A 22,363-nucleotide genomic window follows, 5' to 3' on the forward strand; every position below is an offset into this window, starting at 1 on the left:
CCGCCTCTCTATCTGCAGGTCAGGCGTTCAGCTTTGCGCCGGCCGAACTCGCCGCTCCGTGGCAATGCTTGTACTTGTTGCCGCTGCCGCACGGGCACGGCGCGTTGCGGCTGATGTTCTGGTTGGCCCATGGGTTATCGGTGTTCGCCCCGCCCGGCCCCGAGGCCGCGCGCGAGGAGCCGGCAAGCGCGCCGAACAATTCGGGGCGTGTTTCCGATCCGTCACCGTCGGCCGAATTGTCCAGACCGGTGAGCGGATCGATGTGGCCCGTAAGGAAGTCGGGCAGGTCCGGCAGCGCCTGCGGTTCGGGCTGGGCGATCCGCAGTTCGGACTTGAACAACAGCTTGGTCACTTCCTCGCGCAGACCTTCCAACATGGTCTCGAACAGGCCGAAGGCTTCCTGCTTGTATTCGTTGATCGGCTGCTTCTGCGCGATGCCGCGCATCCAGATCACCTGCCGCAGCGCGTCGAGCGTCGCGAGGTGCTCTTTCCAGTGGAAATCGAGCTGGCGCAGCAGGATGTCCTTTTCGACCATGCGCCAGATCGAAGGATCGTTCTTGGCGATCTTGGCTTCCATCATCTCGTCGGTCTGCGAACGCAGACGCTCCTCGATGATCTCGGGCTCGACCTGGTCTTCCTCGAGCCACTCGTCGATCGGCGGGGTGAGACCGAACACTTCCTCGATCTTGGTCTTGAGGCCGTCGATATCCCACTGCTCGGGATAGGAGCCGGGAGGGCACGCGGTTCCGACCATGGCGTTGATCGTGTCGTGGCGCATATCGACCACGACATCGTCGACCGTTTCGGAGTCCATGATCTCTTCGCGCTGTTCGTAGATCACCTTGCGCTGGTCGTTCATCACGTCGTCGTACTGCACGACCTGCTTGCGGGTGTCGTAGTTGCGCGCCTCGACCTTCTTCTGCGCGGTCTCGATCGCCTTCGAGAGCCACTTGGAGCCGATCGCCTCGCCGTCTTCGAGGTTCGAATTCATCATCTTTGCGAACAGCGTGTCCGGCCCGAAGATACGCAGCAGGTCGTCTTCGAGGCAGAGATAGAAGCGCGACAGGCCCGGGTCGCCCTGACGGCCCGAGCGTCCACGCAGCTGGTTGTCGATCCGGCGCGATTCATGCCGCTCTGTGCCGAGCACGAAAAGGCCGCCCGCTTCGAGCACCTTGCGCTTTTCCTCGGCGACTTCTTCCTTGATCCGGGCGATGGCGGCATCCTTGTCGGGGCCGTCTTCCATTTCGCTCAGCTCGTCGCCGATGCGGAAGTCGATGTTACCGCCAAGCTGGATGTCGGTCCCGCGACCGGCCATGTTCGTGGCGATCGTCACCGCGCCGAGGCGGCCCGCCTGGGCCACGATATGCGCCTCGCGTTCGTGCTGGCGGGCGTTCAGGACCTCGTGCTTTACGCCTTCCTTGTCGAGGAAGTTGCTCAGCAGCTCGGACTTCTCGATCGAGACCGTACCGACCAGGATCGGCTGCCCCTTCTCGTTATGCTCCTTGATGGTCTTCGCGATGGCCTGGAACTTGTCCATCGTGTTCTTGTAGAATTCGTCTTCCTCGTCGATGCGCGCAATCGGCAGGTTGGTCGGGATTTCGACCACGTTGACGCTGTAGATGTCCCAGAATTCCGCCGCTTCGGTCGCAGCCGTGCCGGTCATGCCCGAAAGCTTGGGATACATGCGGAAATAATTCTGGAAGGTGATCGAAGCCATCGTCTGGTTCTCGGGCTCGATCTTGACGCCTTCCTTGGCCTCGACCGCCTGGTGCAGGCCGTTCGACCAGCGGCGCCCGTCCATCATGCGACCGGTAAACTCGTCGATGATCACGACCTTGTCGTTCTTGACGATGTAGTGATCGTCGCGGCGGAACATGTGCACCGCCTTCAATGCCTGGTCGAGGTGGTGGACGACCTGGGTATTCTCGATATCGTAGAGGTTGTCGGTTTCCAGCAGGCCTTTCTCGATCAGGATCTTCTCGACCTCGTCCAGCCCGTCCTCGTTGAGCTGGATGTTGCGGGTCTTTTCGTCCTTGTCGTACCATTCCTCGGGGATCATCTTCGCCACTTCGTCGAGCGCGACGTAGAGCTCGGACTTGTCCTCGGTCGGGCCGGAGATGATCAGCGGCGTCCGCGCCTCGTCGATCAGGATCGAATCGACCTCGTCGACGATCGCGAAATTGAACTTGCGCTGCACCATCTGGCTGCGCTCATGCTTCATGTTGTCGCGCAGGTAATCGAAGCCGAATTCGTTGTTGGTGCCGTAGGTAATGTCGGCGTTGTAGGCATCGCGTTTCGTGAACTCGTCCATATTGGGAACGACCACGCCGACCGTCAGGCCGAGCCATTCGTAAAGCTGGCCCATCCATTCGGCGTCGCGCTTGGCGAGATAATCGTTCACCGTGACGACGTGGACGCCCTTGCCCTCGATCGCGTTGAGGTAGACCGCGAGCGTCGCCATCAGCGTCTTGCCCTCGCCGGTCCGCATTTCCGCAATCTCGCCGCGATGAAGCACGATCCCGCCGATCAACTGGACATCGAAGTGACGCATGCCGAAGACGCGCATCGACGCCTCGCGCACGGTCGCGAACGCCTCGGGCAGGATTTCGTCGAGCGTACTGCCGCTGTCGAGCAGGCCCCGGAACTTGTCGGTCTGCGCGCGCAAGGCGTCATCCGACAGCCCCTGGATCATCGGCTCCAGCGCGTTGATCTGGTCGACGATCTTGCCGAGTGACTTGATGTAGCGATCGTTCGAGGAACCGAAGATCGATTTGACGAGGGTGTTGAACATGGATGGCGTGCCTTGAAGTGGATGCGGCCCACGATCCGGGGCCGGAAATATCAGGAATATTCTGAGGGGTGGGCCGCAACGGGCCTATCTGCCGTCAGGCAGCGAGAATTTCGGACCGACGCCTATTCGTAGGCGCGATCGATGCCCATGAGCACCGGCATGCGCAGGCTGATCGGCGTCGGTGTGCGCCGCTTGGCCTTCGGGTTCTTCGCGCTGTCGGAGGGTTTGCCCGGTCCGCGCCTGGCCTGTTCCCGCTCGCTCGATGCGGGCTTTTCCGCACTGGCGGAAACGCTGGCGTCGCAGGACGATGCGCTCATGGCGTAGGACACGCTGGTCGTGCCGCTGAATGCGGCAAGACCTGTCAGCAAGGCCAGAAAAGCGATGAGCTGGCGTGTCATGGCGCAGCAATATAGTCTTTCTGGACCTGAACGTCCACTGGCTAAGGCCCATGCTTTGCCGGATTTACTGCTGGCGGGCGCTGCACTAAGCGATCTCGCATGGATCTCGAACCATCCCCGCTCGCCCTGCCCTTCCCCGATATGCCCGCAATCGGGGGTGTGACGCTGCGTGTTGCCCGCGCGCGTTACAAGGATTGGGATCGCTGCGACCTGACCTTCGTCGAGCTTGCGGAAGGCACCTCGGTCGCGGGAGTCTTCACCCAGAGCGCCTGCGCCTCAAGCGAGGTCGAATTGGGGCGCGAGCAGGTTAGGTCCGGCTCGGCGCGCGCGCTGATCGTCAATGCCGGTAATTCGAACGCCTTTACCGGCTATCGCGGACGCGAGGCGGTCGAGGCGATCATGGCGCAGGTAAGCGCGGCGCTGGACTGCGCGAGCGAGCAGGTTTTCGTCTCCTCCACCGGGGTAATCGGCGTCCCGCTCCCGAAAGACAAAGCGCGCGCAGGGGTCGAAGCGGCGCTTGTCGCAGAACCGTGCGGCTGGGAAGACGCTGCCGACGCCATCGGAACCACCGACACCTTCGCCAAGGGTGCCCACGCTTCGGCGATGATCGGCGAGACGCGCGTGGAGCTTTGCGGTATTATCAAGGGCAGCGGCATGATCGCGCCCGATATGGCGACGATGCTCGGCTACATCTTCACCGATGCCGATGTCGCGCCGGGGTTCCTGCAGGAACTGCTGGGCAAGGCCAATAAAGCGACATTCAGTTGCATCACCGTCGATGGCGACACCTCGACCAGCGACACGGTGCTTGTGTTTGCGACCGGCAAGGCCGGTAACGCACGGATTGAAGACTGGGACAGCCCCGGTGCGGATGCCTTTGCCGCAGCGCTGACCGATGTCTGCCGCCAGCTTGCGCAGCTCGTGGTGCGCGACGGTGAAGGCGCGTCGAAATTCATCACCGTGCGCGTTTCGGGAGCAGAGAGCGACGAGAGCGCCCGCCGCGTAGCGCTCAGCATCGCCAATTCGCCGCTGGTGAAGACGGCGATTGCGGGCGAAGACGCGAACTGGGGCCGGGTCGTCATGGCGGTCGGCAAGGCAGGTGAGCCAGCGGATCGCGACCGGCTGTCGATCGCTTTCGGGGGCGTGTGGGCGGCGCGCGACGGGCTACCGGTCGAGGATTACGACGAGGCTCCGGTGGCCGAGCATCTCGAAGGCGATGAAATCGACCTCGCTGTCGAACTCGGCATGGGCGAAGGCCGGGCCACGGTATGGACCTGCGATCTCACCCACGGATACATTTCGATCAACGCGGATTATCGTTCGTGAGGAGGCGTTCATGAGTGCACTGGACGAAGAGATTCACGATCTGCTGCGTTTCGCCGCGCGCCGATCGATGTTGCCGCGTTTCCAGCAGCTGGCCGATCACGAAATCGAGATGAAAGGCGAGGATGACCCCGTCACCGTCGTAGACCAGGAGGTCGAAAACTTCCTTACCGAAGCGCTGACCAAGCTCGCCCCCGGTGTCGCGGTGGTCGGCGAGGAAGCCGCGCACAAGGACGAGAGCGTGCTCGAACACCTTTCGGGCCAGTGCTGGATTATCGACCCGCTCGACGGCACCGCGAATTTCACCGAGGGCAAGGAACCGTTCGGCATCATCGTCGCGCTTGCCGATGCCGGCAAGGCGGTCGCGGGCTGGCTCTACGATCCGGTCAAGGACCGGCTTTGCCACACCAAGGCGGGCGAAGGGGCGTTCGTAAACGGCGAGAAAGTGACGGCGCAGACGACCGGCGACACCCCGCCGGTGGCCGCGATCAGCCGCATCTTCCTGACCGAGGAGCAACGCGCGCAGGTCGATGCCAAGCTCGCGCCGCATTATTCACTGGTCGATATCCCGCGCTGTGCAGCCGAGCAATATCCGCGCCTTGCTCTGGGGGAGAACGACGTCTCGAGCTTCAAGCGCACCTACGCCTGGGATCACGCGGCAGGCGTGCTGTGGCTCAACGAGGCGGGCGGGAAGGCCGCGCGGCTCGACGGCAGCGACTATCGCGTGGACGAACAGGGAAAGCCGGGCCTGGTCGGAGCCAGCAGCCCGGCGATCTGGGACGAATTTATCGGGCGGGTGCTCAACCCGCCCGGATGATCAAAGCTCGCCTTCGATCCATTCCTTGAGCTGGCTCTTCGGAGCCGCGCCGACCTTGCGCGCGACCGCCTCGCCGTTCTTGAAGAGAACCATCAGCGGGATCGATTGGACCCCCATTTCGGCGGGAATGCCGGTGTTTTCCATGATGTCCATTTTGGCGATCGTGACCTTTTCGCCGAGCTCGTTGCTGATTTCCTCGAGCGCCGGAGCGATCATTTTGCACGGGCCGCACCAGTCGGCCCAGAAATCGACCAGCACGGGCTTGTCGCTTTCGAGCACATCGGATTTGAAGCTTTCATCGGTCACATTGACGGTGGACATCGGGAATCTCCTGTTTCGGGTTGCCCTCTATCTAGGGGTTTCTGACGCTCACTCAATATCGAGCGGGACATAGCTTTCCTGCGCCTCGCCCAATCGATCCTTTTGCGACCGAAGCGTGTCGGCTGCGATTTCGAAAAGCTGCGGCGTGTGGGTGTAGAGCACGGCGGCACGCACATTGCGCCCGGGATAGATCGTCTCGAGCGCAGCGACATAGGCCGCCATCTGGCGCTGCGTGGCGAGTGGCACCGTCGCCACACTTTCGGGTGGACGCCGGGTGGTCTTGAAATCGACCACGATCACGCTGTCTTCCGTCACGAGCAGGCGATCGGCCGTGCCCGCGATCACCTGTTTCCCGACGGTGGCCGCAAGCGGCACTTCGGCAAGCGCCCGGGTCGAGAAGATGTCGGCGAACTCGGGAGTTTCGAGCACGTCCATGGCACTGGCGAGCATCTCGTCACGGGTTGCCGTATCGAGATCGCTCCCCTGCCGCTCCAGCCATGCCCTCCCCGCCTGGCTTCGCTGCTCCCGAGCAATATCGGGCAGGCGTTCGAGCAAGCGGTGGATCAGCACGCCGCGCCGCGCTGCGATCTTGAGCGCATCGGGCGGCAGTGGCGGGTCGGCGCCCTGCTCTTCCCCCGCAGTGCTCGGCGCAAGCGGGCGCGGCGGAGAGGGTTCGGGACCGATCGGCGTGGTCGCCCAATCGGGCAGGGGTCCTCCAGCTGCGATCTTGCTTTCGGTTTCCGCGGTGACCAGCGGCGGCGGGGATTCTCCCCATTGGCGCACCCCTCCCCAAAGCCCGTGTTCGAGACAGTCTCCCTCGAAAACCGGCTCCAGCCGCGCATACCAGCTGTCCTCGTGCGGTCCCTTTTTCTCATCGCGCGGGCCCAGCGACCCGCCCACGAACAGCGCTTCCTCGGCCCGGGTCATCGCGACGTAGAGCAGCCTCCAGTGCTCCTCCATGCTCACCGCTTCGGCCTTCTCCGCCGCATCGGCGATCGGCCCTTTCTGGTGCTCCTGCGCCAGCGGGGGTAGCGGAACGGTGATCCCGTTCGGCTCTCCTGCCGGAGACTCCTCCAGCTCGAGGTCCCCGATCGATCCGGGCTTTCCGGTGGCGTCGGCGAGAATAACGATCGGCGCCTGCAAACCCTTCGAGCCGTGCACCGTCATCACCCGTACCTGCCCGCCCGCGCTATCGGATTCGCGCTTGAGATCGGCGTCCGAAGCATCGAACCATTCGATGAAGCCGGCAAGGCTCGGCACATGCGCGCTTTCATAGGCAAAGGCGGCGTTGACCAGCTCGTCGATCGGGTCGTTGGCCTCGCGACCGAGCCGCGCCACCAGATTGCGCCGGCCTTGCCATGGCCCGGTAAGAAGCCATGCGAGCAGCGTTTGCGGGGTTTCGTAATCGGCGCGGGCGAGCAGCTGCCTCAGCTTGTCGCAGCTCGCGCTTACGAAAGCATCGTCGCTGTCGCGCAAATGCCGCCACAGGTCCCTGTCCTTGGGACGCGGAAGGTGGACCAGCAGGTCCTCCTGAGACCAGCCCATCAAGGGCGAGGACAGGAGGTTGGCGAGCGAAAGATCGTCGAGCGGCTGCGATGCAAAACGCAGCGCCGCCATCAAATCCTTGACCGCCAAAGGCGCTCCAAGACGAAGCCGGTCGACCCCCGCGACTGCAACACCCTTGGCATGCAGCTTCGCGACGATCTGCCGCGCGAGTTCGCCGCGCTTGCGCAGCAGGATCATGATGTCGCCGGGGGTCGCGCGGCGATGCGGCTTCGCCTTGGCGAGCACGTAGGGATCTTCGCCGCTGACCCAGCGCCGGACCTGTTCGGCGATTTTGTCCGCGAGCAGCGTGTCGTGTGCGGGGAGCCAATCCTGTTCGCCCTCGTCGGCTTCCTCAAGCGCGGTGACCGAAGTGACGGGCTTCCACATCGTGACCGTGCCGGGGCGAACCTCGCCGACATGATCGGGAACCCGCTTGTCGAGCCCGAAGGCGTCGAAGCCGATATGGTCGATTGCGCGGTTGACGAAATCGAGGACCGGCTTCGAAGTGCGGAAGGAACGCCCGAGGTCGAGATCCTTCCAGCCGGGCTTTCGACGATTGTCGCGCAACTCGTCGATGTGCTGGCGCGCTTCCCTAATTCGCTTTTCGATCTTGCGCTTGGCCCGCGCGAAGTTTTCCGGACTGGTGCCCTGAAAGCCGAAAATCGCCTGTTTGTAGTCACCCACCGTGAAGATCGTGCGCAGCCGATCGCCGCTCGCGCCCTCGCCGGTGAAGAAATCGTCGATCAACGCGTCGACAATCTTCCATTGATCCTCGTTGGTGTCCTGTGCCTCGTCGATCAGGATATGATCGAATTGCCGGTCGAGCTTGTAGCGGATCCAGTCCGCCGGAACGCTGTGCTTGAGCAGATGCGCGGCGCGGCGAATGAGGTCGTCGAAATCGAGCAGCCCTTCGCGGCGCTTCGCCTCCTGCCAGCGGAGCGCGAAAGCGCGGCCGATTTCGAGGGCTGCGGTGAGGAGTTCGGCGAGCGAAAGGAGCGCGCTGCGTTCGAAATACAAGGCAAGCGTAGCCGCAACTTCGCGCTGACGTTCGACGAATTGCGGATCGTGTTTCTCGGCAAAGCGGATTTTTCCATTTGGCAGGCAATCTGCGTTCAGGAGCTTTCCGATGAGAAGGCTCAACGACTTACTCCGGTCCTCCGCTCCCAATTGCAGCCATGCCTCGATTCCGCTGATTGCAGGCTCCCCAGACGGCTTGCCCCAATCCCGCAACGCCTGCTTGCAATGCTGAAGCTGCGCGTCCGGAAAGGTCGAAGGATCGAGCACTTCGAATGCCCAATCCTCCGAGGCATCCGCAGGCATTCCGAGCAGCGAATGCACCCGCGCATTCATCGGCGGCATCCAGCCGCCGGCGCCTTCCCACATCGCTTCGGCCTTGGCGCAGCGCATCAACCAGTTGTGAAGCGCGCCCGGGTCCTTGGTTGTGGTGAAGTACTCGATCGCATCGAGCAGGCGTCGGTCCCCTGCCTTCTCGGCTTCGACCAGCATGTCGGCGAGCACTTCGCGGGCGAGCAGTTCGCGGGTGCGATCCTCCATCGGCTGGGCGCCGGGCGGCAGATCGGCTTCTTCGGGGAAGTTGGCGAGTAGCCATTGCGAAAAGGCGTGGATCGTGTCGATCCGGAGGCCGCCGCCCGGGCAGTCGAGAACGCGCGCGAACAGGGTGCGGGCGCGCTGGCGCGATTCCGTCGAGGTATCCGCGCCGAGCGCTTCGAGTTCGCTGAAAAGCTTCGTGTCCTCCAACCGCACCCAGCGCGCCAACACGGCATTGATGCGCGTCGCCATCTCCGCCGCGCCCGCCTTGGTGAAAGTGAGGCACAGGATTTCCGACGGATCGACATCGGGCCGCAGCAACAAACGAAGCACGCGTGCAGAGAGCACCTGCGTCTTGCCCGTCCCCGCCGAAGCGGAAAGCCAGACATTGTCCTCCGGGTTTGCCGCATCGCGCTGCGCCCCGGCGAGCGGATAGACCCTGCCCTCCCCGCTCATGCGCCATCCCCATCGGGCTGCGCCAGCCGCACCACCCATTCATCGAGCCGCATCAGCTGGTCGTAATCGGTGTAGCCGGGGTAGTCCGGATTCTCCTTGGCGGTGAACGGGGCGTCGCCGCTGATATACTTGGTGATGGCCTCGCGCAGATAGCGCTCGTGTTCGGGCAGGAATTGGTCGGGCAGGAGGCCCGTTGTCTTCCGTCCGACCCTCATGGGCTTATCGATATAGCCGAACTCACCCTTCTCCTTGGCGAGCGACCAATACTCGAAGCCAGTCACTTCACCCGAGATCGTGCCGTCATCGGTCTTGAACCCGCCATGCCGCGAAATCAGGCCGAGCACACCGAGTTGCAGCGCGTATCCGGCCTCGACCTGCGCGGCCGTGGGCGGTCTGCCGGTTTTGTAGTCGACGATCGCCAGCGTTCCGTCCGCGAGCCGATCGATCCGATCGGGCTTGCCGAGCACTCGCACACCTTCGAACTGCATTTCCCCCCATGCCTCGGTTGCGATCACTGCGCGACCTTCGCGCGCCGCTTCGTCCACCCACCGCTCGAACCGCTCCAGCGCGGCGCACAGGCGCGGCCGCCACAGGCCCCAGAAAAGCGGGTGCACCTGCTTTTCCTTCATCACCTTCTCGGCGAAGGGCACGATGGCGAGCGCCGGACTGTCGACCCGCGCCTTGTGCCACTGGTCGAGAATATCGTGAACCAAGGTGCCCCGCAGCGCCGGATCGCCGAACGGATCGGCGGCGAGCGGATCGAGCTTCTTCAGCCCGAGTATCTCGCGCGCGTAGAATTGGTAAGGATCGCCGAGCAACCGGTCGAGCGCGGTCGCGCTGATCTTGACCTGTCGCAGTTCCCTCGAAGGCTGCGGTGCGGGCCGCGGATAGGGTTCGACCGCGACATCGGGCGCACGGTCGAGCTGCGGCAGCATCGCGGGGATTGCGCTTTCGCGGTGTTGATCGGCGAGCTTTTCTCCCAACAGCGCCTCTACCCGCAGCCAGAAGCGCGAAGCGAGCGTCGGACCTTCGGTGTCCCGCTGCGCCCTGCTGAGCACCACTTGTGGCGCGCCCATCGCCCCGGCGAGATCGTGCGCCGACAGTCCGATGCGGAATTCTGCCCCCGGCACGCCGAGCGCCCGAAGAACTCCCGGCGCGAGCAAGGGATCGGGGCCGGGGCGCTGCGGCCAGCTGCCCTCGTTGAGCCCGCCGCAAATTACGAGATCGGCCCGCGCCATACGGCTTTCGAGCAGGCCGTAGATCGAGACGCGCGGATGACCGCCATACGAAGGGCGCACGGCAATCTCGTCCATGCAATCGCGCAGGATCGGCGCGACGTCTGCAGGCGCAATGGCCGTCCCCAGTGCACTCGAATGCAGCCGCAGATCGTCGACCATCGCCGAGAGCGCACGGCCGTCCTCGCGCGACCATATCTTTTCACCGGCCAGCGCTTCGGAAGCGGTAACGAGCAGGTCGAGCGCTTCGGTGAGCCCCAGTTCGTCGCGCGGCGCGACAAGCTGTTCGAGCACCTGTTCGACGCCCGACCACCATTCGGCGGCTTTCGCTTCCCCCGCCACCTCACGCAGCGGCTCGAACCCCGGCGCTGGCGATGGCCCGCGCAATTCGTATTCGAACTTGCGCAGCGAACGCAGCCATTGGCGCCGTTCGTCCTCATCCGCCGAATGCACGAGCGGATGTGCGAGAGCGCCGATCAACAGCGCGGGTTTCAGACCGTCGGACACGATCTGCGCGAGCAGGCCGAACAACCGGCCCGCCGGGGTCAACGAGAGCGGTCGCCCTGCCGTGTCGTCGGCGAAAATGTTCCAGCGTTCGAGGTGCTGCACGACCCTTCGCGCCAGCGAGCGGTCGGCAGTGATGACGGCAATGCGCCTCTCCGGTTCCTCCAGAGCCTCGCGTACCAGCAGCGCTATCGACTGCGCCTCTTCCTCGCTGGTTGCGCTCGTCATCAGCCGCACGCCGGAAAGCCGCCGCTTTTCGGCATCGAGATCGATCCAAGACTGGCTCGCTTTCGGCGGGAGGAACAGCGAGCTGATCGCGTGGCTGCGCTCGGGCGGACCGGCGGCGTCGCCCTTGCGGTGCCATGGGCGCACTTCGGCGCGGGCGATGCCCATCCGCTGGAGCAGCAGCTTGAGATGATATTGCGGGTGGGTGAGCGCATCGCCTTTACCGAATACCGGCCCGCCCGGCTCTGGCGACGCTCCGGCGCGGCCCAGCTCGTGCCACGCGTCATCGCTCATCGACAGGTCGAGGTCGGGGAGGATAACCGCGCCGTTGGGCAGGTCGGCGATGACGCGAAGCATCCCGGCCAGCGCAGGTGCGGCGCTGGTAACCCCGGCGGCGACGGTCGGGTGTTCGGGCGGCTGGTCGCGCCAGCGCTTTGCCGCACGTTCGAACAGGAGGTTGCGCCGGGTCGCGGCGTCTACTCGGCCCAGTTCCCTGAGCCGTTCGAGCCAGTTGTCCTGCACGCCGAGGAAGAGGTGCAACGCGCGCAGCAAATGCGCCGACAGGCTCCCGAGCATGTCCTTGATCGGATCGCCGATGAGCGCTGCGGGCGGCACGTCCTCGACCAGAACCCGGTCCATCGTCCGGGCGAGCTCGCGCGCCAGCCGCAGCCGCGACGCCCCGGTCAGCGGCGCCCTGCCCGCCTTCGCGTATTCGACTTCGACGAGATCGGCGAGCTCCAACCAGCGCTGGGTGGGCTCGATCGCAGGCGGAATATCGTCGGCTCCCAGCGGATCGAGCAGGCTCCCGAGCGCCTCGTCTAGATCGAGATCGCCGACGGTCACCATGCGCGGCATCAGCAGGCCGCTATCGCCGGAATGGCGGACAAACGCCTCGGATATCGTCCGCGCCGCGCGCGAACTCGGGACCAGCAGCGTCAGCCGTGCAAGGCCGACGTCGGGTTCGGCATAACGCGGGACCAGCCCGGCTACGAGCGCATCGGCAAACCCGCGGTGCGCCGCGATCGAATAGACCTCTGGCGCGCCCTTTTCACCCACGCTTGAGCATGTTTTCGGTGGGCGCGATGGCTTGCGGCGTGCCGACTTCGAACCACAGGCCGGTGAAGGCGAGGCCGAACAGGCGTCCTTCCTCGATCGCGCGATTCCAGAGGATATTGGTCGAGAACCTTCCCTCGGGTGCCTCGCGCAGCAGACGGTGCGAAACCAGTTGGATGCCGGTGTAGATGAACGGCGCGATCCGGCCCGGTTTGCGGCGCGAGAGCTTGCCGGCTCCGTCCATGTAGAAATCGCCCTCTCCCGCAAAATTGGCGGCGCGGGCATGCGAGACGACCAGCAGCAGCGCATCCATTTCGTCAGGGTTCCAGCGCGCGGAAAGGTCGCGGAACGCGTCGCGCGGCCCGTCGAGCCAGATATTGTCGGCGTTGAGGCAGAAGAACGGATCGGGCAGGTGCCCCTGCGCCTTGATCATGCCGCCACCGGTTTCGAGCAATTCCTTGCGCTCGTCCGAGATAAGGACCTGCGGGGCCGTGCGGTCGACGACATGCGCTTCGAGCGCGTCGGCAAGGTAGTGGACATTGACCACCGCGCGCGACACCCCACTGTCGGCCAGCCGGTCGAGCGCGTAATCGATCAACGGCTTGCCCGCGACCCGCACCAGCGGTTTCGGCTGTGAAGCGGTAAGCGGGCGCATCCGCTTGCCGAGGCCGGCTGCCATGACCATGGCCGTATCGCTGGCAAGGGTGCTCACGTGATCGTCCCCCCGCCCGCCTTGCGCAACTCGTCGGGAATGTTGGCGTCGAACCAGCGAGCGACCGGTGCGAGCGCGGGATGCGCAAGATCGCGTTCCATCGCCGCCCATACGCGCGGGATCATGTCGAGATACCGCGGCTTGCCGTCGCGCTTGTAGAGCCGCGTAAAGATGCCAACGATCTTGGCGTTGCGCTGCGCCCCGAGCCGGGCGTAATCGGCGGCGAAGTGCTCATCCGCGCCCGCCTTCAGGACATAAAGGGCGAGCATCTCGGCTTCGAGTTCCTCGCTCACATCGCGCCGCGCATCCTGCAATAGCGAGACGAGATCGTAGGCCGGATGGCCGACCAGCGCGTCCTGGAAATCGATCAGCCCCTGCGATCGATTGGGCGGCGCATTCTCTCTTGGATCGCCGAGCAGCATGATGTTTTCTGCGTGGTAGTCACGCAGCACGGTCACACCGGGTTGCTGGCGCTCCAAAAGCGGATCGAGTGCCTCGCTCCAGGCTGCCTCGTAGCCTGCGGCATCGATATCGAGGCCCAATGCCGGGGCATACCATTCGGCGAGCAGAGCCGCCTCGCGCTGGTAGGTCGCCATGTCGTAAGGCGAGAACGGCCCCGGATCGTGCGTGTGGAGTTCCACCAGAGCGTCGATCGCGCCCTCGTAAGCGCTCGTTTCCCCATCGGGATTTTCATCGAGCCAGTCGCGCATCCGGTCATTGCCGAAATCCTCGGTCAGCACCCAGCCCTCGCGCGGGTTCTGCGCGAAGATTTCCGGCGCGCGCATACCGTTCGCAGACAGCCATTGCGCCACAAGCAGGAACGGCTGCGGGTCTTCGTGCGGCGGCGGCGCATGCATCAGCATGGCGCGCTTGTCGCCTTCGCGTATGCGGAAGTATCGCCGGAACGAGGCGTCGCCCGGAATCGGTTCGATTGCGGCATCGCCCCAGCCCGCCTCGGCAAGGAATTCGTGCAGACCCTGGGGCAGTTCGCTCATGGCATCCGCCCTAGCCAATCCGCGCCACCGCGGGCAATCGCAATTCGCCCCGAATCCGCAATTTCGAGCGTGATCGAAAGGCACCCGGGCTCGTGGGCGAAACCGCCGGCATGATCGGGCCATTCGGCGATCAGCGCTGCGTCCTCGCGATAGTCGTCGAGGCCGATTTCCTCGACCTCGGCCGGGTCCTCCAGACGGTAGAAATCGGCGTGCACCACAGGCACGCGCAGCGGCGGCGCATCATAGGTCTCGACGATGGTGAAGGTGGGCGAAGGGACTTCGCCTTCATACCCCAGCGCCCCAATGACGGCGCGCGCCAGCGTCGTCTTTCCCGCACCCAGCCCGCCCTCGAGCGCGACGACATCGCCCGGTTTCAGACGCTCGGCAATGGCGCTTCCGAGCCGTTCCATTGCCGCAAGGCCGGGCAAATCGTAGCGCTTTTCCTCGCTCACGGCAGGTGGATTACCGCGGTCGTTCCCACGCCTTCCTCGCTGGTAAGCTCGAGCAGTCCGCCATGAGCGGCAACAAGCTGCCGTGCGAGCGGGATACCGAGGCCGGTGCGTTTCCCGTGCTCGCCATCCTCGCCCGACCGGCCGCCGTCGAGCGCACTCGCGAGCTCCTCCTTGCTCATACCGGCCCCGTCATCGGCGATCGCGAAGCTGGTGCGCCACTCGCCGCCGGGTTCGGGCTTGAACACCTCGATCAGGATATGGCCACCCTCGGGTGTGCCGGAGATGGCGTTGTCGAGCAGATTGCCAACCGCACGGCCCAGCTGGCGCGGATCGGCATCGATCATCCGTCCGCGCTTGCCCTTGAGGTCCAGACCCAGCCCGGCCTTGACGATCGCGCTTTCGCGCTCCCTCACAAGCTTCGTGAGGAACTCGACGAGGTCGAGCTGTTCCTTGTTGATCGGAAGCAGCCCCGCTTCGCTCTGCGACAGGTCGAGCACGTTCTCGACCTGCTCGGTCAGCCGCGCCGAAGCGGAAAGGATCGCGTCGATATATTCGTTCGCTCCCTCGTCTAGCTCGCCAGCGGCTCCATTCTTGAGCAGCTCGGCATAACCGCCGATCGTCGTGAGCGGCGTGCGGAATTCATAGGACATATTGGCAAGGAAACGCGCCTTGACCGCGTCGGCTTCTTCGAGCGCGATGGCGCGCTCGCGCAGCGCCTCTTCCGCCTTTTGCGAGGCCGTGATGTCGAGCACGGTGAGCAGGCCGTTGCCATCGGGCAATGGCACGCCCGCAAATCGCAGTGTGCGCCCATCAGCGAGCCTCAACTGGCCGCCCTTCTCGCGCCGGTCGAGCGTTGCGGCGCGCACCACCGCCCCGATCTTGCTGGCTTCAACGGGCCGGTCGAGGTTCTTGCCGATCGCTTCGAGCAGGGCATCGGCGCTGGGATGGGTATCGAGAAATTCGCTCGACAACCCCCATGTTCCGGCGAAACTCCGGTTCCACAGCTGCACCGAGCCATCGGGCGCGAAGATCGCGAGCGCTTCGAACAGGCTGTCGAGTGTCGCGGTCCGGGTCCGGAGCAGTGTGTCGCGCATGGCCGACAGGGCAAGGCTTTCCGTGCGGTCCTCCGCGATCATGACCAGGCCGCCATCGGGCATCGGCTGTGCGACGATCCTGAGGTGGGTGCCGCCCGGCAATGGCCAGGCCTCCTCCTGCATATCGGCTTGGTCGAACCAGGCCGCATGCTCGCTGCGCCATTCGGGGAAGTCGCGGACTTCGGGGGTGCAGCCTTTTTCGCGAGCATCGGCAAGGAACCGCTCGAACGGGGTTGCATTGCGCACCGCGCCCTCGGGAAGTTCGAACAGTCGGCGGAACGGCTGGTTGGCAAAGATCAGGCGCTCTTCGCGATCGAATTGCGCGACCCCGACCGATAGCTGGTCGAGCATGGCACGCTGCGCCTCCCGAAAGGCGCGGAATTCGCGGCGGACCTGCTGCTGCTCCTCGATATCGATCGCGTAGCCGGTAACCCCTTCGCGTCCGAGCGGTTGTATTCTGGTCTTGAGCGTACGCCGAGCCCCGCCGATGGTCGCGGTCGTCGTCCGCTCGGCGACCTCCTGCGTTTCGAGCACTTCGCGGGCACTCTGGGCGGGAGTCTTGCCCGCTTCCGCCTCAAGCAATTCGATCTGGTCCTGCACAACGTCATTCGCCGAGGGAGCCCCGACCGCGTCGACATAGGCCTGATTGACCAATTGCAGGCGCATGTCGCGGCCGCGAAACCACATCGGGACCGGAGCAGCCTCGATCAGGCCGACAAGCGCAGCGAAATCGCCTTCCGCCTGCGCGGCCGCCTTGCGAAGACGCGACAACTCGCCTTCGCTTTCGGTGAAGTCGAACACCCAAACCAGCGCGGCGCCACCGGGCGATATTTGCGGGTCGGCGAGCATTCCCTGCATCGCAAGGCTGCGTCCCGATCCGGGCGGCGTGATCGCGAGACGGAACGGCGCGGCGCTCTTCTGAGTAAGCCGGACCTGTTCGGAAAGCTGGTTTACCTGGCTTTCGGACAGACCGGATGCGCCCTCCTCCGTCCCAGCGAGCTCGCTGAGATAGCTGGGCATCGTATCGAGACCGAGCCAGCGTGCGAGCCGCTCGGGTGCCTCGATCCTTCCATCGACACGCACCAGCATCGGGATCGCGGGCGCGCCATCCATCATCCGCTGCATCCGCTTCAGAGAGGTTTGCAGCGCCTTGGTGCGCCGTGTCTTCGAGCCCGCGCGCAAAACCATCAGCGCCGCTGCGACCGTCCAGGCGGCAAGCAGCAGTCCGATCACGGCAATGGCGAGCGGCGAAAACTCCATGCACTGCAGCTATGCCGTGGCTGCGCGCCTTGCAACGGCCCCACAAGGAAAAGCCCCCGCAAATGCGACGATTTGCGAGGGCTTCCGATGTTTCGGCGTTCAGCCGTGGCTTAGTAGCGGTAGTGATCCGGTTTGAACGGACCTTCCTGCGACACGCCGATGTAATCGGCCTGTTTCTTCGAAAGCTGCGTCAGCTGGACGCCAAGCTTTTCGAGGTGCAGCGCAGCGACCTTTTCGTCGAGGTGCTTGGGCAGGACGTAGACGTCGTTCTCATACTCGTCCGACTTGGTGAACAGTTCGATCTGCGCCAGCGTCTGGTTGGTGAAGCTCGCGCTCATCACGAAGCTCGGGTGGCCGGTGGCGCAGCCGAGGTTCACGAGGCGGCCCTTGGCGAGGATCAGCAGGTTCTTGCCGTCGGGCAGCGTCACCATGTCGGTGCCTTCCTTGATCTCCTTCCACTCGTAATTGTCGAGCGCGGAAATCTGGATCTCGCTGTCGAAGTGGCCGATGTTGCACACAATCGCCATGTTTTTCATGTTCTTCATGTGCTCGCCGGTGATGACGTCTTCGTTGCCGGTGGCGGTGACGAAGATGTCGGCGCGCTTGGTGGCTTCTTCCATCGAAACGACTTCAAAGCCGTCCATTGCGGCCTGAAGCGCGCAGATCGGGTCGATTTCGGTGACCATCACACGGGCGCCGCCGTCGCGCAGGGACGCGGCAGAGCCCTTGCCGACATCGCCGTAACCGGCGACACATGCGACCTTGCCTGCGAGCATCACGTCGGTCGCACGGCGGATCGCATCGACCAGCGATTCCTTGCATCCATACAGGTTGTCGAACTTCGACTTGGTAACGGAATCGTTGACGTTGATCGCCGGGAACGGGAGCTTGCCGGCCTTCGAGATCTGATACAGGCGCATCACGCCGGTGGTGGTCTCTTCCGAGACGCCCTTGATCGCCTTCACGCTCTTGGTGAGATAGCCCGGCTTCGCCTTCACGAAGGCCTTCAGCGCACGCTGCATTTCGATTTCTTCGGCGTTCTGCGGCGCGGGCATTTCCTCGCCCGCTTCGATGCGAGCGCCCCACAGCGCGAACATGGTCGCATCGCCGCCATCGTCGAGAATCATGTTGGCGGTGAGGTCGGGATCGGCTTCGGTCGACCAATCGAAGATACGACCGACATAGTCCCAGTAATCCGCGAGGCTCTCGCCCTTGATCGCGAACACGGGAATGCCCTGGTCGGCGATCGCCGCGGCGGCGTGGTCTTGCGTCGAGAAGATGTTGCAGGTCGCCCAGCGCACTTCAGCTCCGAGAGCCACCAGCGTCTCGATCAGGACAGCGGTCTGGATCGTCATGTGCAGCGAGCCGGTGATGCGCGCGCCCCTGAGCGGCTGCTCCGAGCCGTATTCCTCGCGCAGCGCCATGAGGCCCGGCATTTCGGTTTCGGCGATCGCGATCTCGTCGCGACCGTATTGGGCAAGGCCGATGTCCTTGATGATGTATTCTTTGTCGAGGGCTGCGGTGGCCATGGATGTCTCCTGAAAACGGTATCGGGGTATCGTGATTTCTTGCTCTGCGCCCTAGCCTCAGGGCCTGCGACAATCAAATATAAAGTTATCTTTATATGTCTAATTGTTGCTCGCGTGCGCTGAGGCTCTATATCGGGCGCGAAAGCTCCCTCTTGCGAAAGGAAATTACGGCCATGACGATATCGGTAGGCGACACGATCCCCGAAGTGACGATGGTGAAAGCCACCGCCGAGGGTCCCCAACAGGTTTCCTCGAGCGAGTATTTCGCCGGCAAGAAGGTCGCGCTCTTCTCGGTTCCGGGCGCCTTCACCCCGACCTGCTCGGCCAAGCACCTGCCCGGCTTCGTCGAGAAGGCGAGCGAGCTGAAAGCAAAGGGCGTCGACGAAATCGTCGGCACCGCAGTCAACGATGCCTTCGTCATGGGCGAATGGAACAGCGCCGCAGGTTCGGACGACATCACAATGCTCGCGGATGGCAATGCCGAATTCGTCGAGGCGATCGGACTGACCATGGACGGCAGCGGCTTCGGCATGGGCAAACGCGGCCAGCGCTTCTCGATGGTGATCGAGGACGGCACGGTAACCCAGCTGAACGTCGAGGAACCGGGCGACTTCCGCGTGTCGAGTGCGGAGCACATGCTCGGGCAAATGTAGGGATACTTCCCGCAGCCTGATTTCCGAAAAGGGCGCCCGCCGCGGTGCCCTTTTTTGTAGGCAACTCGATAGAACATTGCGCGATCGCGCGTGAAATGACTTCCGGCGCAAAAAGGTATACCATCAAGGATCGGCTTGCCATCGGGGGATCTGCAATGGGCGATTCAGAAATCGTTGAATTCGCAACGCAAAGCGACGGTTCGTTACTTGTCTCGCAATACGAAAGGCGTGAAACGACTCGCAAGCGACTGGTCCGGATTCTTCATGTCTCCGGGTCGATACTCACGATAATTTCAGTGTTCGCGATATTGGTCCAAGGTATGGTGTCAGTCTGGCCCGCAACACTCGGGATCGGAATGGCACTGATCGGCATCGCCTTGTGGCTCAATGCCGGAAGTTGGGCACGCTATGAACGTGGAAGCCTGGTCGAAGAAGCCAAAAGAGGTCCGGAGTCCAGCGAAGTCTCCAGCGGCGGCGAGGTGGCATCATGACCATCATAACGCGAAATCTCGTTCGCAAGAGCGACGGCGGACGACGCTATGAGGAGTGCATCGAAAAGCGGACCGTAGCTGAATCGCGCGTAAAGGACGTCGAGGTCACAGAAAGCGCGGGAACGGTCGAGGGCGTGCGCATGTGCCAAAAGTACATTCTGCGCGGACAGCAACAGGCACGCAGTTGCCTGGTCTTTGAATGCGCCGAATATGTCGCGGTGGCCGACAGCGGCTGGCTGACATTCCGCAATGTCCTGATCGGCCTCGGGATCATCGGCGCAATCGTCCTGACCGGAGGCGGCGCTGCTGTGGTGCTCGGAGTAGGTGGAGGAATGGCGGGCGCGGCTGGGACTGCGATCGCGGTCGGAGCCGGTGTATCTACCGTTGGCCTCGGCGGCGGCGCACTGATCGAAGACGAGGATGTCAACGATTACAAGAAGGGAGACGAGCTGGAGCGCTACGAAACCAAGAAGTGCCGCGAATTCGCCAATATCGGCCAACCGACCAGCCGCGAAGCAGTGGGTGGCCCGTTCCCCTGCGAATGAAAACGACCAGTGCTCAATAGCCCATCAGGCTCATCGCTTCCTTGCGGCTGCAATCATCGCCCAGGAAGCATCCCAGCACCCGGCTGGTGATCATGCCGACGCCGGGAATGCGCACACCGCGACCGGTTATGCAGCCATGCTCGGCCTCGATCTCCAGGAAAATGCCTGTTGCGGGGCGGCAAGCGGGATTTAGCGGCACTGGCTCCAGATGCGGTTATGGGACCGAGAACATCGAGCTCGGCATATGGACGAGGCAACGCAACACTATGGAACCGGCAATACCTCGGCGCTTTCCAACGTTTCAGAAAAAGCGCGAGTGATGGGGTATTCCAGGGCCACAAAATCCGCGAAATTTTCCAAGCGTGCGTTCGTGTTGAGGGCAACGGCGAGGCGAAGCTCTGGGTATAGATTCAGCCAGCTATAGCTACCCTTGGAAACTCCGCCGTGGTGAACGTTATGTATCGGTCTGTCCGAGCCGAACAAGGCCGTCTGCTGGTTTGATCTCCAGCCGATTGCATACCTTTGCTCATTGATCTGACCATCCGAGAGAGCTTGAGGCGTCCAAAACATCTCGCGTGTGCCCGCTGTTATGAAGCTCTCGTCGAACCAAGCACCACCCATCAAAACGAGATCTGACGATGAACCGATCAGCCCTCCTGCCGCCCATTTGTAGCTATGATTTACTGCCCTCCACCGTCTCAATCTATCGTTTTCGCGATGATAAAACTCAGCCCGGTCACGGACATCTCGATCCTGATGATCTGCTGAAATAGATAGGTTTCCCAAGGGCCGGAAGACATAACCATCGAGCACGCTGAGGAAAGGCTCTCCTGCGGCTTCTTCCATAGCCGCCGAGAGCAGGACGACATCAAAACTGGAGTAATGGAAATCGCTGCCCGGAGTGTATTTCAGGCCATTGCCGTCGAAGACCGACAGTGCATCTCGCACATTGTCGTATTGTCTTTGCTCCAGAACGGATTGAATCAGGCCACCGATATCGCGGTTCTGTTCGTAATCCACTATGCCTGCGGTGTGAGACGCCAACTGTCTTGGCGTCAAAGAGCCCCAATCGCGCCGTGGCAAATCATGCATCCAAGTTGAGATCGGCAGATCGATATCCATCACGCCTGAATCAACGAGTCTTGCAAGCGCAGTCGCCGTGACCGCCTTGGAGCTGCTTCCCAATCGATATCTAGTGCCGATCGTTGCAGGAATGAGGTTCTCTACATCGGACCAGCCGATTACGCCGGCCCACACCAATTGTCCGTTTACGCTTACTGCGGCGGACAAGGACGGCAAACCATAACGGGAGCGAGCTGTTTCAAGCTGTTCGCGAGCAGCTACAGAAGCGCTCTCGTAGCGATCATCCAACAAAAACTGGTCGTATGGAGCGGCCTGCGCGGGCGGCATTGTCGTAACAGGTCCATGGCTCGCACAGCCAGCGACCAACCACAGAACAGCCAGCAACAGCAGACCTTTGCATTGCTGGAAGGATACACCTTTCATTGATCGAGCAATGCTTGCATCGTCTTCAAATAATTCTGCATCGCGAAGCGCCCCTCTTCGGTCATCGTGATTGTCATTTGGGTTTTTCGACCAAGATAACCCTTGATCAATTTCACGTAGCCTTTGCTTTCCAACTTCTTCAGTTGCGCACCAAGATTGCCATCGGTCAGTTCGAGAACCTTCTTGAGTTCGACAAAGTCCGATTGCTTCGCGCCGTATAGGAAGGACATGATTGCCAATCGAGAACGGCCATGAATAACTTCGTCGATATTTCTGTGATCCAGCGGGCTCATGATCTGCCGATCCATTTCAAAGCCATGCCAGGAACGGCCAGGAACAAGAATGAAGAAAGGGAAAGGACCAAGAAGTCTGTCGGTACGAGCTGATCATTCGCGGCAAATAGCACCATGATCGCCCACCACCCCAGAGCGGGCAGCATCATCCAACGCATGTCCGTAACGCAAGATAAGACAAGGAATGCTGACGCCAAAAGCGAGGGGACCAAAATGGCAGCGGTTTGCGGTTCTGGCCGAGAGCCCAATCCATTCACGACCAGAAATGATCCAATCAGAATGCCGGCTGCGCAGAACACGGAAACATAAGCCCGTGAAACGGGATTTCCGAGCCTGCGGCCAGCTCCTGATCTTTCCACAAAGATAGAGACAAGGAAGCATGCGATCAAAAGCGGTTGCCATAGCCACAGCAGGCTGCTCGCAGCCCAATCATAGACCTCTGCCAAATATTGAAAGCTGAGCGCCAAAGAGCAGACGCATCCCCATAGAATCAGGTGGTTGCCGTCCAGCGCGGCGGCTTGTCGGCCTCTTTCGATAAGTTGCCGCGCCATCTCAAGCTCTTCGGTCGCGACCGATTGTTCACTAGCCATGGCAATCACGTAGAGCGCTCTACACTT

Annotated in this window: 18 protein-coding genes and 1 pseudogene; 5 read left to right on the forward strand and 14 right to left on the reverse strand. The window is 62.8% G+C overall.

What is annotated here, in order from left to right; translation table 11 throughout:
• Positions 1-19 precede the first annotated feature (19 nt).
• Complete coding sequence (gene secA, locus ACI5KX_RS10155; protein WP_406810543.1) at positions 20-2,791, reverse strand: preprotein translocase subunit SecA; 2,772 nt, start codon at positions 2,789-2,791, stop codon at positions 20-22.
• A 122-nt stretch (positions 2,792-2,913) separates the two neighbouring features.
• Positions 2,914-3,189, reverse strand: a complete 276-nt coding sequence (locus tag ACI5KX_RS10160) for a hypothetical protein (protein ID WP_406810544.1) — start codon at positions 3,187-3,189, stop codon at positions 2,914-2,916.
• A 99-nt stretch (positions 3,190-3,288) separates the two neighbouring features.
• On the opposite strand from ACI5KX_RS10160, the gene argJ reads away from it, so the two are divergent.
• On the forward strand, positions 3,289-4,515 hold the full coding sequence (gene argJ / locus ACI5KX_RS10165; protein ID WP_406810545.1) for a bifunctional glutamate N-acetyltransferase/amino-acid acetyltransferase ArgJ: 1,227 nt from the start codon (positions 3,289-3,291) through the stop codon (positions 4,513-4,515).
• Between the two features lie 10 nt (positions 4,516-4,525).
• On the forward strand, positions 4,526-5,329 hold the full coding sequence (locus tag ACI5KX_RS10170) for an inositol monophosphatase family protein (RefSeq protein ID WP_406810546.1): 804 nt from the start codon (positions 4,526-4,528) through the stop codon (positions 5,327-5,329).
• On the opposite strand, the gene trxA is transcribed toward ACI5KX_RS10170, so the two are convergent.
• The 8 genes from trxA to ahcY form a co-directional block, all read right to left on the reverse strand.
• Positions 5,330-5,650: a thioredoxin gene (gene trxA / locus ACI5KX_RS10175; protein ID WP_406810547.1), complete on the reverse strand. Its 321-nt coding sequence runs from the start codon at positions 5,648-5,650 to the stop codon at positions 5,330-5,332. It lies immediately after the preceding gene.
• A gap of 48 nt (positions 5,651-5,698) precedes the next feature.
• Positions 5,699-9,199 (reverse strand): double-strand break repair helicase AddA, encoded by a 3,501-nt coding sequence (addA, locus tag ACI5KX_RS10180; RefSeq protein ID WP_406810548.1) that lies wholly within the window; start codon positions 9,197-9,199, stop codon positions 5,699-5,701.
• Positions 9,196-12,219 (reverse strand): PD-(D/E)XK nuclease family protein, encoded by a 3,024-nt coding sequence (locus ACI5KX_RS10185; RefSeq protein WP_406810549.1) that lies wholly within the window; start codon positions 12,217-12,219, stop codon positions 9,196-9,198. Before ACI5KX_RS10185 ends, addA begins: the two co-directional genes overlap by 4 nt.
• Complete coding sequence (locus ACI5KX_RS10190) at positions 12,212-12,928, reverse strand: nucleotidyltransferase family protein (protein WP_406810550.1); 717 nt, start codon at positions 12,926-12,928, stop codon at positions 12,212-12,214. The genes ACI5KX_RS10185 and ACI5KX_RS10190 overlap by 8 nt, the downstream gene beginning before the upstream one ends.
• Entirely contained in the window at positions 12,925-13,923 is a 999-nt protein-coding gene (locus ACI5KX_RS10195) for an aminoglycoside phosphotransferase family protein (protein ID WP_406810551.1), read from the reverse strand. Before ACI5KX_RS10195 ends, ACI5KX_RS10190 begins: the two co-directional genes overlap by 4 nt.
• Positions 13,920-14,375, reverse strand: coding sequence for a tRNA (adenosine(37)-N6)-threonylcarbamoyltransferase complex ATPase subunit type 1 TsaE (gene tsaE / locus ACI5KX_RS10200; RefSeq protein ID WP_406810552.1), 456 nt, complete (start codon positions 14,373-14,375; stop codon positions 13,920-13,922). The genes ACI5KX_RS10195 and tsaE overlap by 4 nt, the downstream gene beginning before the upstream one ends.
• Positions 14,372-16,729, reverse strand: coding sequence for a PAS-domain containing protein (locus ACI5KX_RS10205; RefSeq protein ID WP_406810553.1), 2,358 nt, complete (start codon positions 16,727-16,729; stop codon positions 14,372-14,374). Before ACI5KX_RS10205 ends, tsaE begins: the two co-directional genes overlap by 4 nt.
• Before the next feature lie 110 nt (positions 16,730-16,839).
• A complete protein-coding gene (gene ahcY, locus ACI5KX_RS10210) occupies positions 16,840-18,258 on the reverse strand; it encodes an adenosylhomocysteinase (protein ID WP_406810554.1) in 1,419 nt (472 codons plus the stop codon).
• A gap of 173 nt (positions 18,259-18,431) precedes the next feature.
• Here ahcY and ACI5KX_RS10215 point away from each other — a divergent pair, with 173 nt between their 5' ends.
• The 3 genes from ACI5KX_RS10215 to ACI5KX_RS10225 all read left to right on the forward strand — a co-directional run bounded on the left by ACI5KX_RS10215 (position 18,432) and on the right by ACI5KX_RS10225 (position 19,947).
• Positions 18,432-18,911 carry a peroxiredoxin gene (locus ACI5KX_RS10215; protein ID WP_406810555.1) on the forward strand — a complete coding sequence of 160 codons (480 nt, stop codon included), beginning with the start codon at positions 18,432-18,434 and terminating at the stop codon, positions 18,909-18,911.
• A gap of 95 nt (positions 18,912-19,006) precedes the next feature.
• Complete coding sequence (locus ACI5KX_RS10220) at positions 19,007-19,402, forward strand: hypothetical protein (protein WP_406810556.1); 396 nt, start codon at positions 19,007-19,009, stop codon at positions 19,400-19,402.
• Positions 19,399-19,947 (forward strand): hypothetical protein, encoded by a 549-nt coding sequence (locus ACI5KX_RS10225; RefSeq protein WP_406810557.1) that lies wholly within the window; start codon positions 19,399-19,401, stop codon positions 19,945-19,947. The genes ACI5KX_RS10220 and ACI5KX_RS10225 overlap by 4 nt, the downstream gene beginning before the upstream one ends.
• Positions 19,948-19,960: 13 nt before the next feature.
• Here the strand turns inward: ACI5KX_RS10225 and ACI5KX_RS10230 are convergent.
• From ACI5KX_RS10230 to ACI5KX_RS10245, 4 genes and pseudogenes are all read right to left on the reverse strand, one after another.
• Positions 19,961-20,113 (reverse strand): annotated as a pseudogene (locus ACI5KX_RS10230) (GTP cyclohydrolase I); the annotation flags it as partial.
• A gap of 98 nt (positions 20,114-20,211) precedes the next feature.
• Positions 20,212-21,453: a serine hydrolase domain-containing protein gene (locus ACI5KX_RS10235; RefSeq protein WP_406810558.1), complete on the reverse strand. Its 1,242-nt coding sequence runs from the start codon at positions 21,451-21,453 to the stop codon at positions 20,212-20,214.
• A complete protein-coding gene (locus ACI5KX_RS10240; protein WP_406810559.1) occupies positions 21,450-21,746 on the reverse strand; it encodes a winged helix-turn-helix domain-containing protein in 297 nt (98 codons plus the stop codon). Before ACI5KX_RS10240 ends, ACI5KX_RS10235 begins: the two co-directional genes overlap by 4 nt.
• On the reverse strand, positions 21,743-22,336 hold the full coding sequence (locus ACI5KX_RS10245) for a hypothetical protein (RefSeq protein ID WP_406810560.1): 594 nt from the start codon (positions 22,334-22,336) through the stop codon (positions 21,743-21,745). The genes ACI5KX_RS10240 and ACI5KX_RS10245 overlap by 4 nt, the downstream gene beginning before the upstream one ends.
• Between the last annotated feature and the right edge of the window lie 27 nt (positions 22,337-22,363).

Origin of the sequence: Erythrobacter sp. GH1-10 (assembly GCF_045363165.1) — a bacterium.
Taxonomy (GTDB): Bacteria; Pseudomonadota; Alphaproteobacteria; order Sphingomonadales; family Sphingomonadaceae; genus Erythrobacter.

What these genes read in the sequence shown, in the direction of transcription:
- secA (WP_406810543.1), bottom strand. Translation starts at nt 2,791, where the DNA reads ATGTTCAACACCCTCGTCAAATCGATCTTCGGTTCCTCGAACGATCGC.
- ACI5KX_RS10160 (WP_406810544.1), bottom strand. Translation starts at nt 3,189, where the DNA reads ATGACACGCCAGCTCATCGCTTTTCTGGCCTTGCTGACAGGTCTTGCC.
- argJ (WP_406810545.1), top strand. Translation starts at nt 3,289, where the DNA reads ATGGATCTCGAACCATCCCCGCTCGCCCTGCCCTTCCCCGATATGCCC.
- ACI5KX_RS10170 (WP_406810546.1), top strand. Translation starts at nt 4,526, where the DNA reads ATGAGTGCACTGGACGAAGAGATTCACGATCTGCTGCGTTTCGCCGCG.
- trxA (WP_406810547.1), bottom strand. Translation starts at nt 5,650, where the DNA reads ATGTCCACCGTCAATGTGACCGATGAAAGCTTCAAATCCGATGTGCTC.
- addA (WP_406810548.1), bottom strand. Translation starts at nt 9,199, where the DNA reads ATGAGCGGGGAGGGCAGGGTCTATCCGCTCGCCGGGGCGCAGCGCGAT.
- ACI5KX_RS10195 (WP_406810551.1), bottom strand. Translation starts at nt 13,923, where the DNA reads ATGAGCGAACTGCCCCAGGGTCTGCACGAATTCCTTGCCGAGGCGGGC.
- ACI5KX_RS10205 (WP_406810553.1), bottom strand. Translation starts at nt 16,729, where the DNA reads ATGGAGTTTTCGCCGCTCGCCATTGCCGTGATCGGACTGCTGCTTGCC.
- ahcY (WP_406810554.1), bottom strand. Translation starts at nt 18,258, where the DNA reads ATGGCCACCGCAGCCCTCGACAAAGAATACATCATCAAGGACATCGGC.
- ACI5KX_RS10215 (WP_406810555.1), top strand. Translation starts at nt 18,432, where the DNA reads ATGACGATATCGGTAGGCGACACGATCCCCGAAGTGACGATGGTGAAA.
- ACI5KX_RS10220 (WP_406810556.1), top strand. Translation starts at nt 19,007, where the DNA reads ATGACTTCCGGCGCAAAAAGGTATACCATCAAGGATCGGCTTGCCATC.
- ACI5KX_RS10225 (WP_406810557.1), top strand. Translation starts at nt 19,399, where the DNA reads ATGACCATCATAACGCGAAATCTCGTTCGCAAGAGCGACGGCGGACGA.
- ACI5KX_RS10235 (WP_406810558.1), bottom strand. Translation starts at nt 21,453, where the DNA reads ATGAAAGGTGTATCCTTCCAGCAATGCAAAGGTCTGCTGTTGCTGGCT.
- ACI5KX_RS10240 (WP_406810559.1), bottom strand. Translation starts at nt 21,746, where the DNA reads ATGAGCCCGCTGGATCACAGAAATATCGACGAAGTTATTCATGGCCGT.
- ACI5KX_RS10245 (WP_406810560.1), bottom strand. Translation starts at nt 22,336, where the DNA reads ATGGCTAGTGAACAATCGGTCGCGACCGAAGAGCTTGAGATGGCGCGG.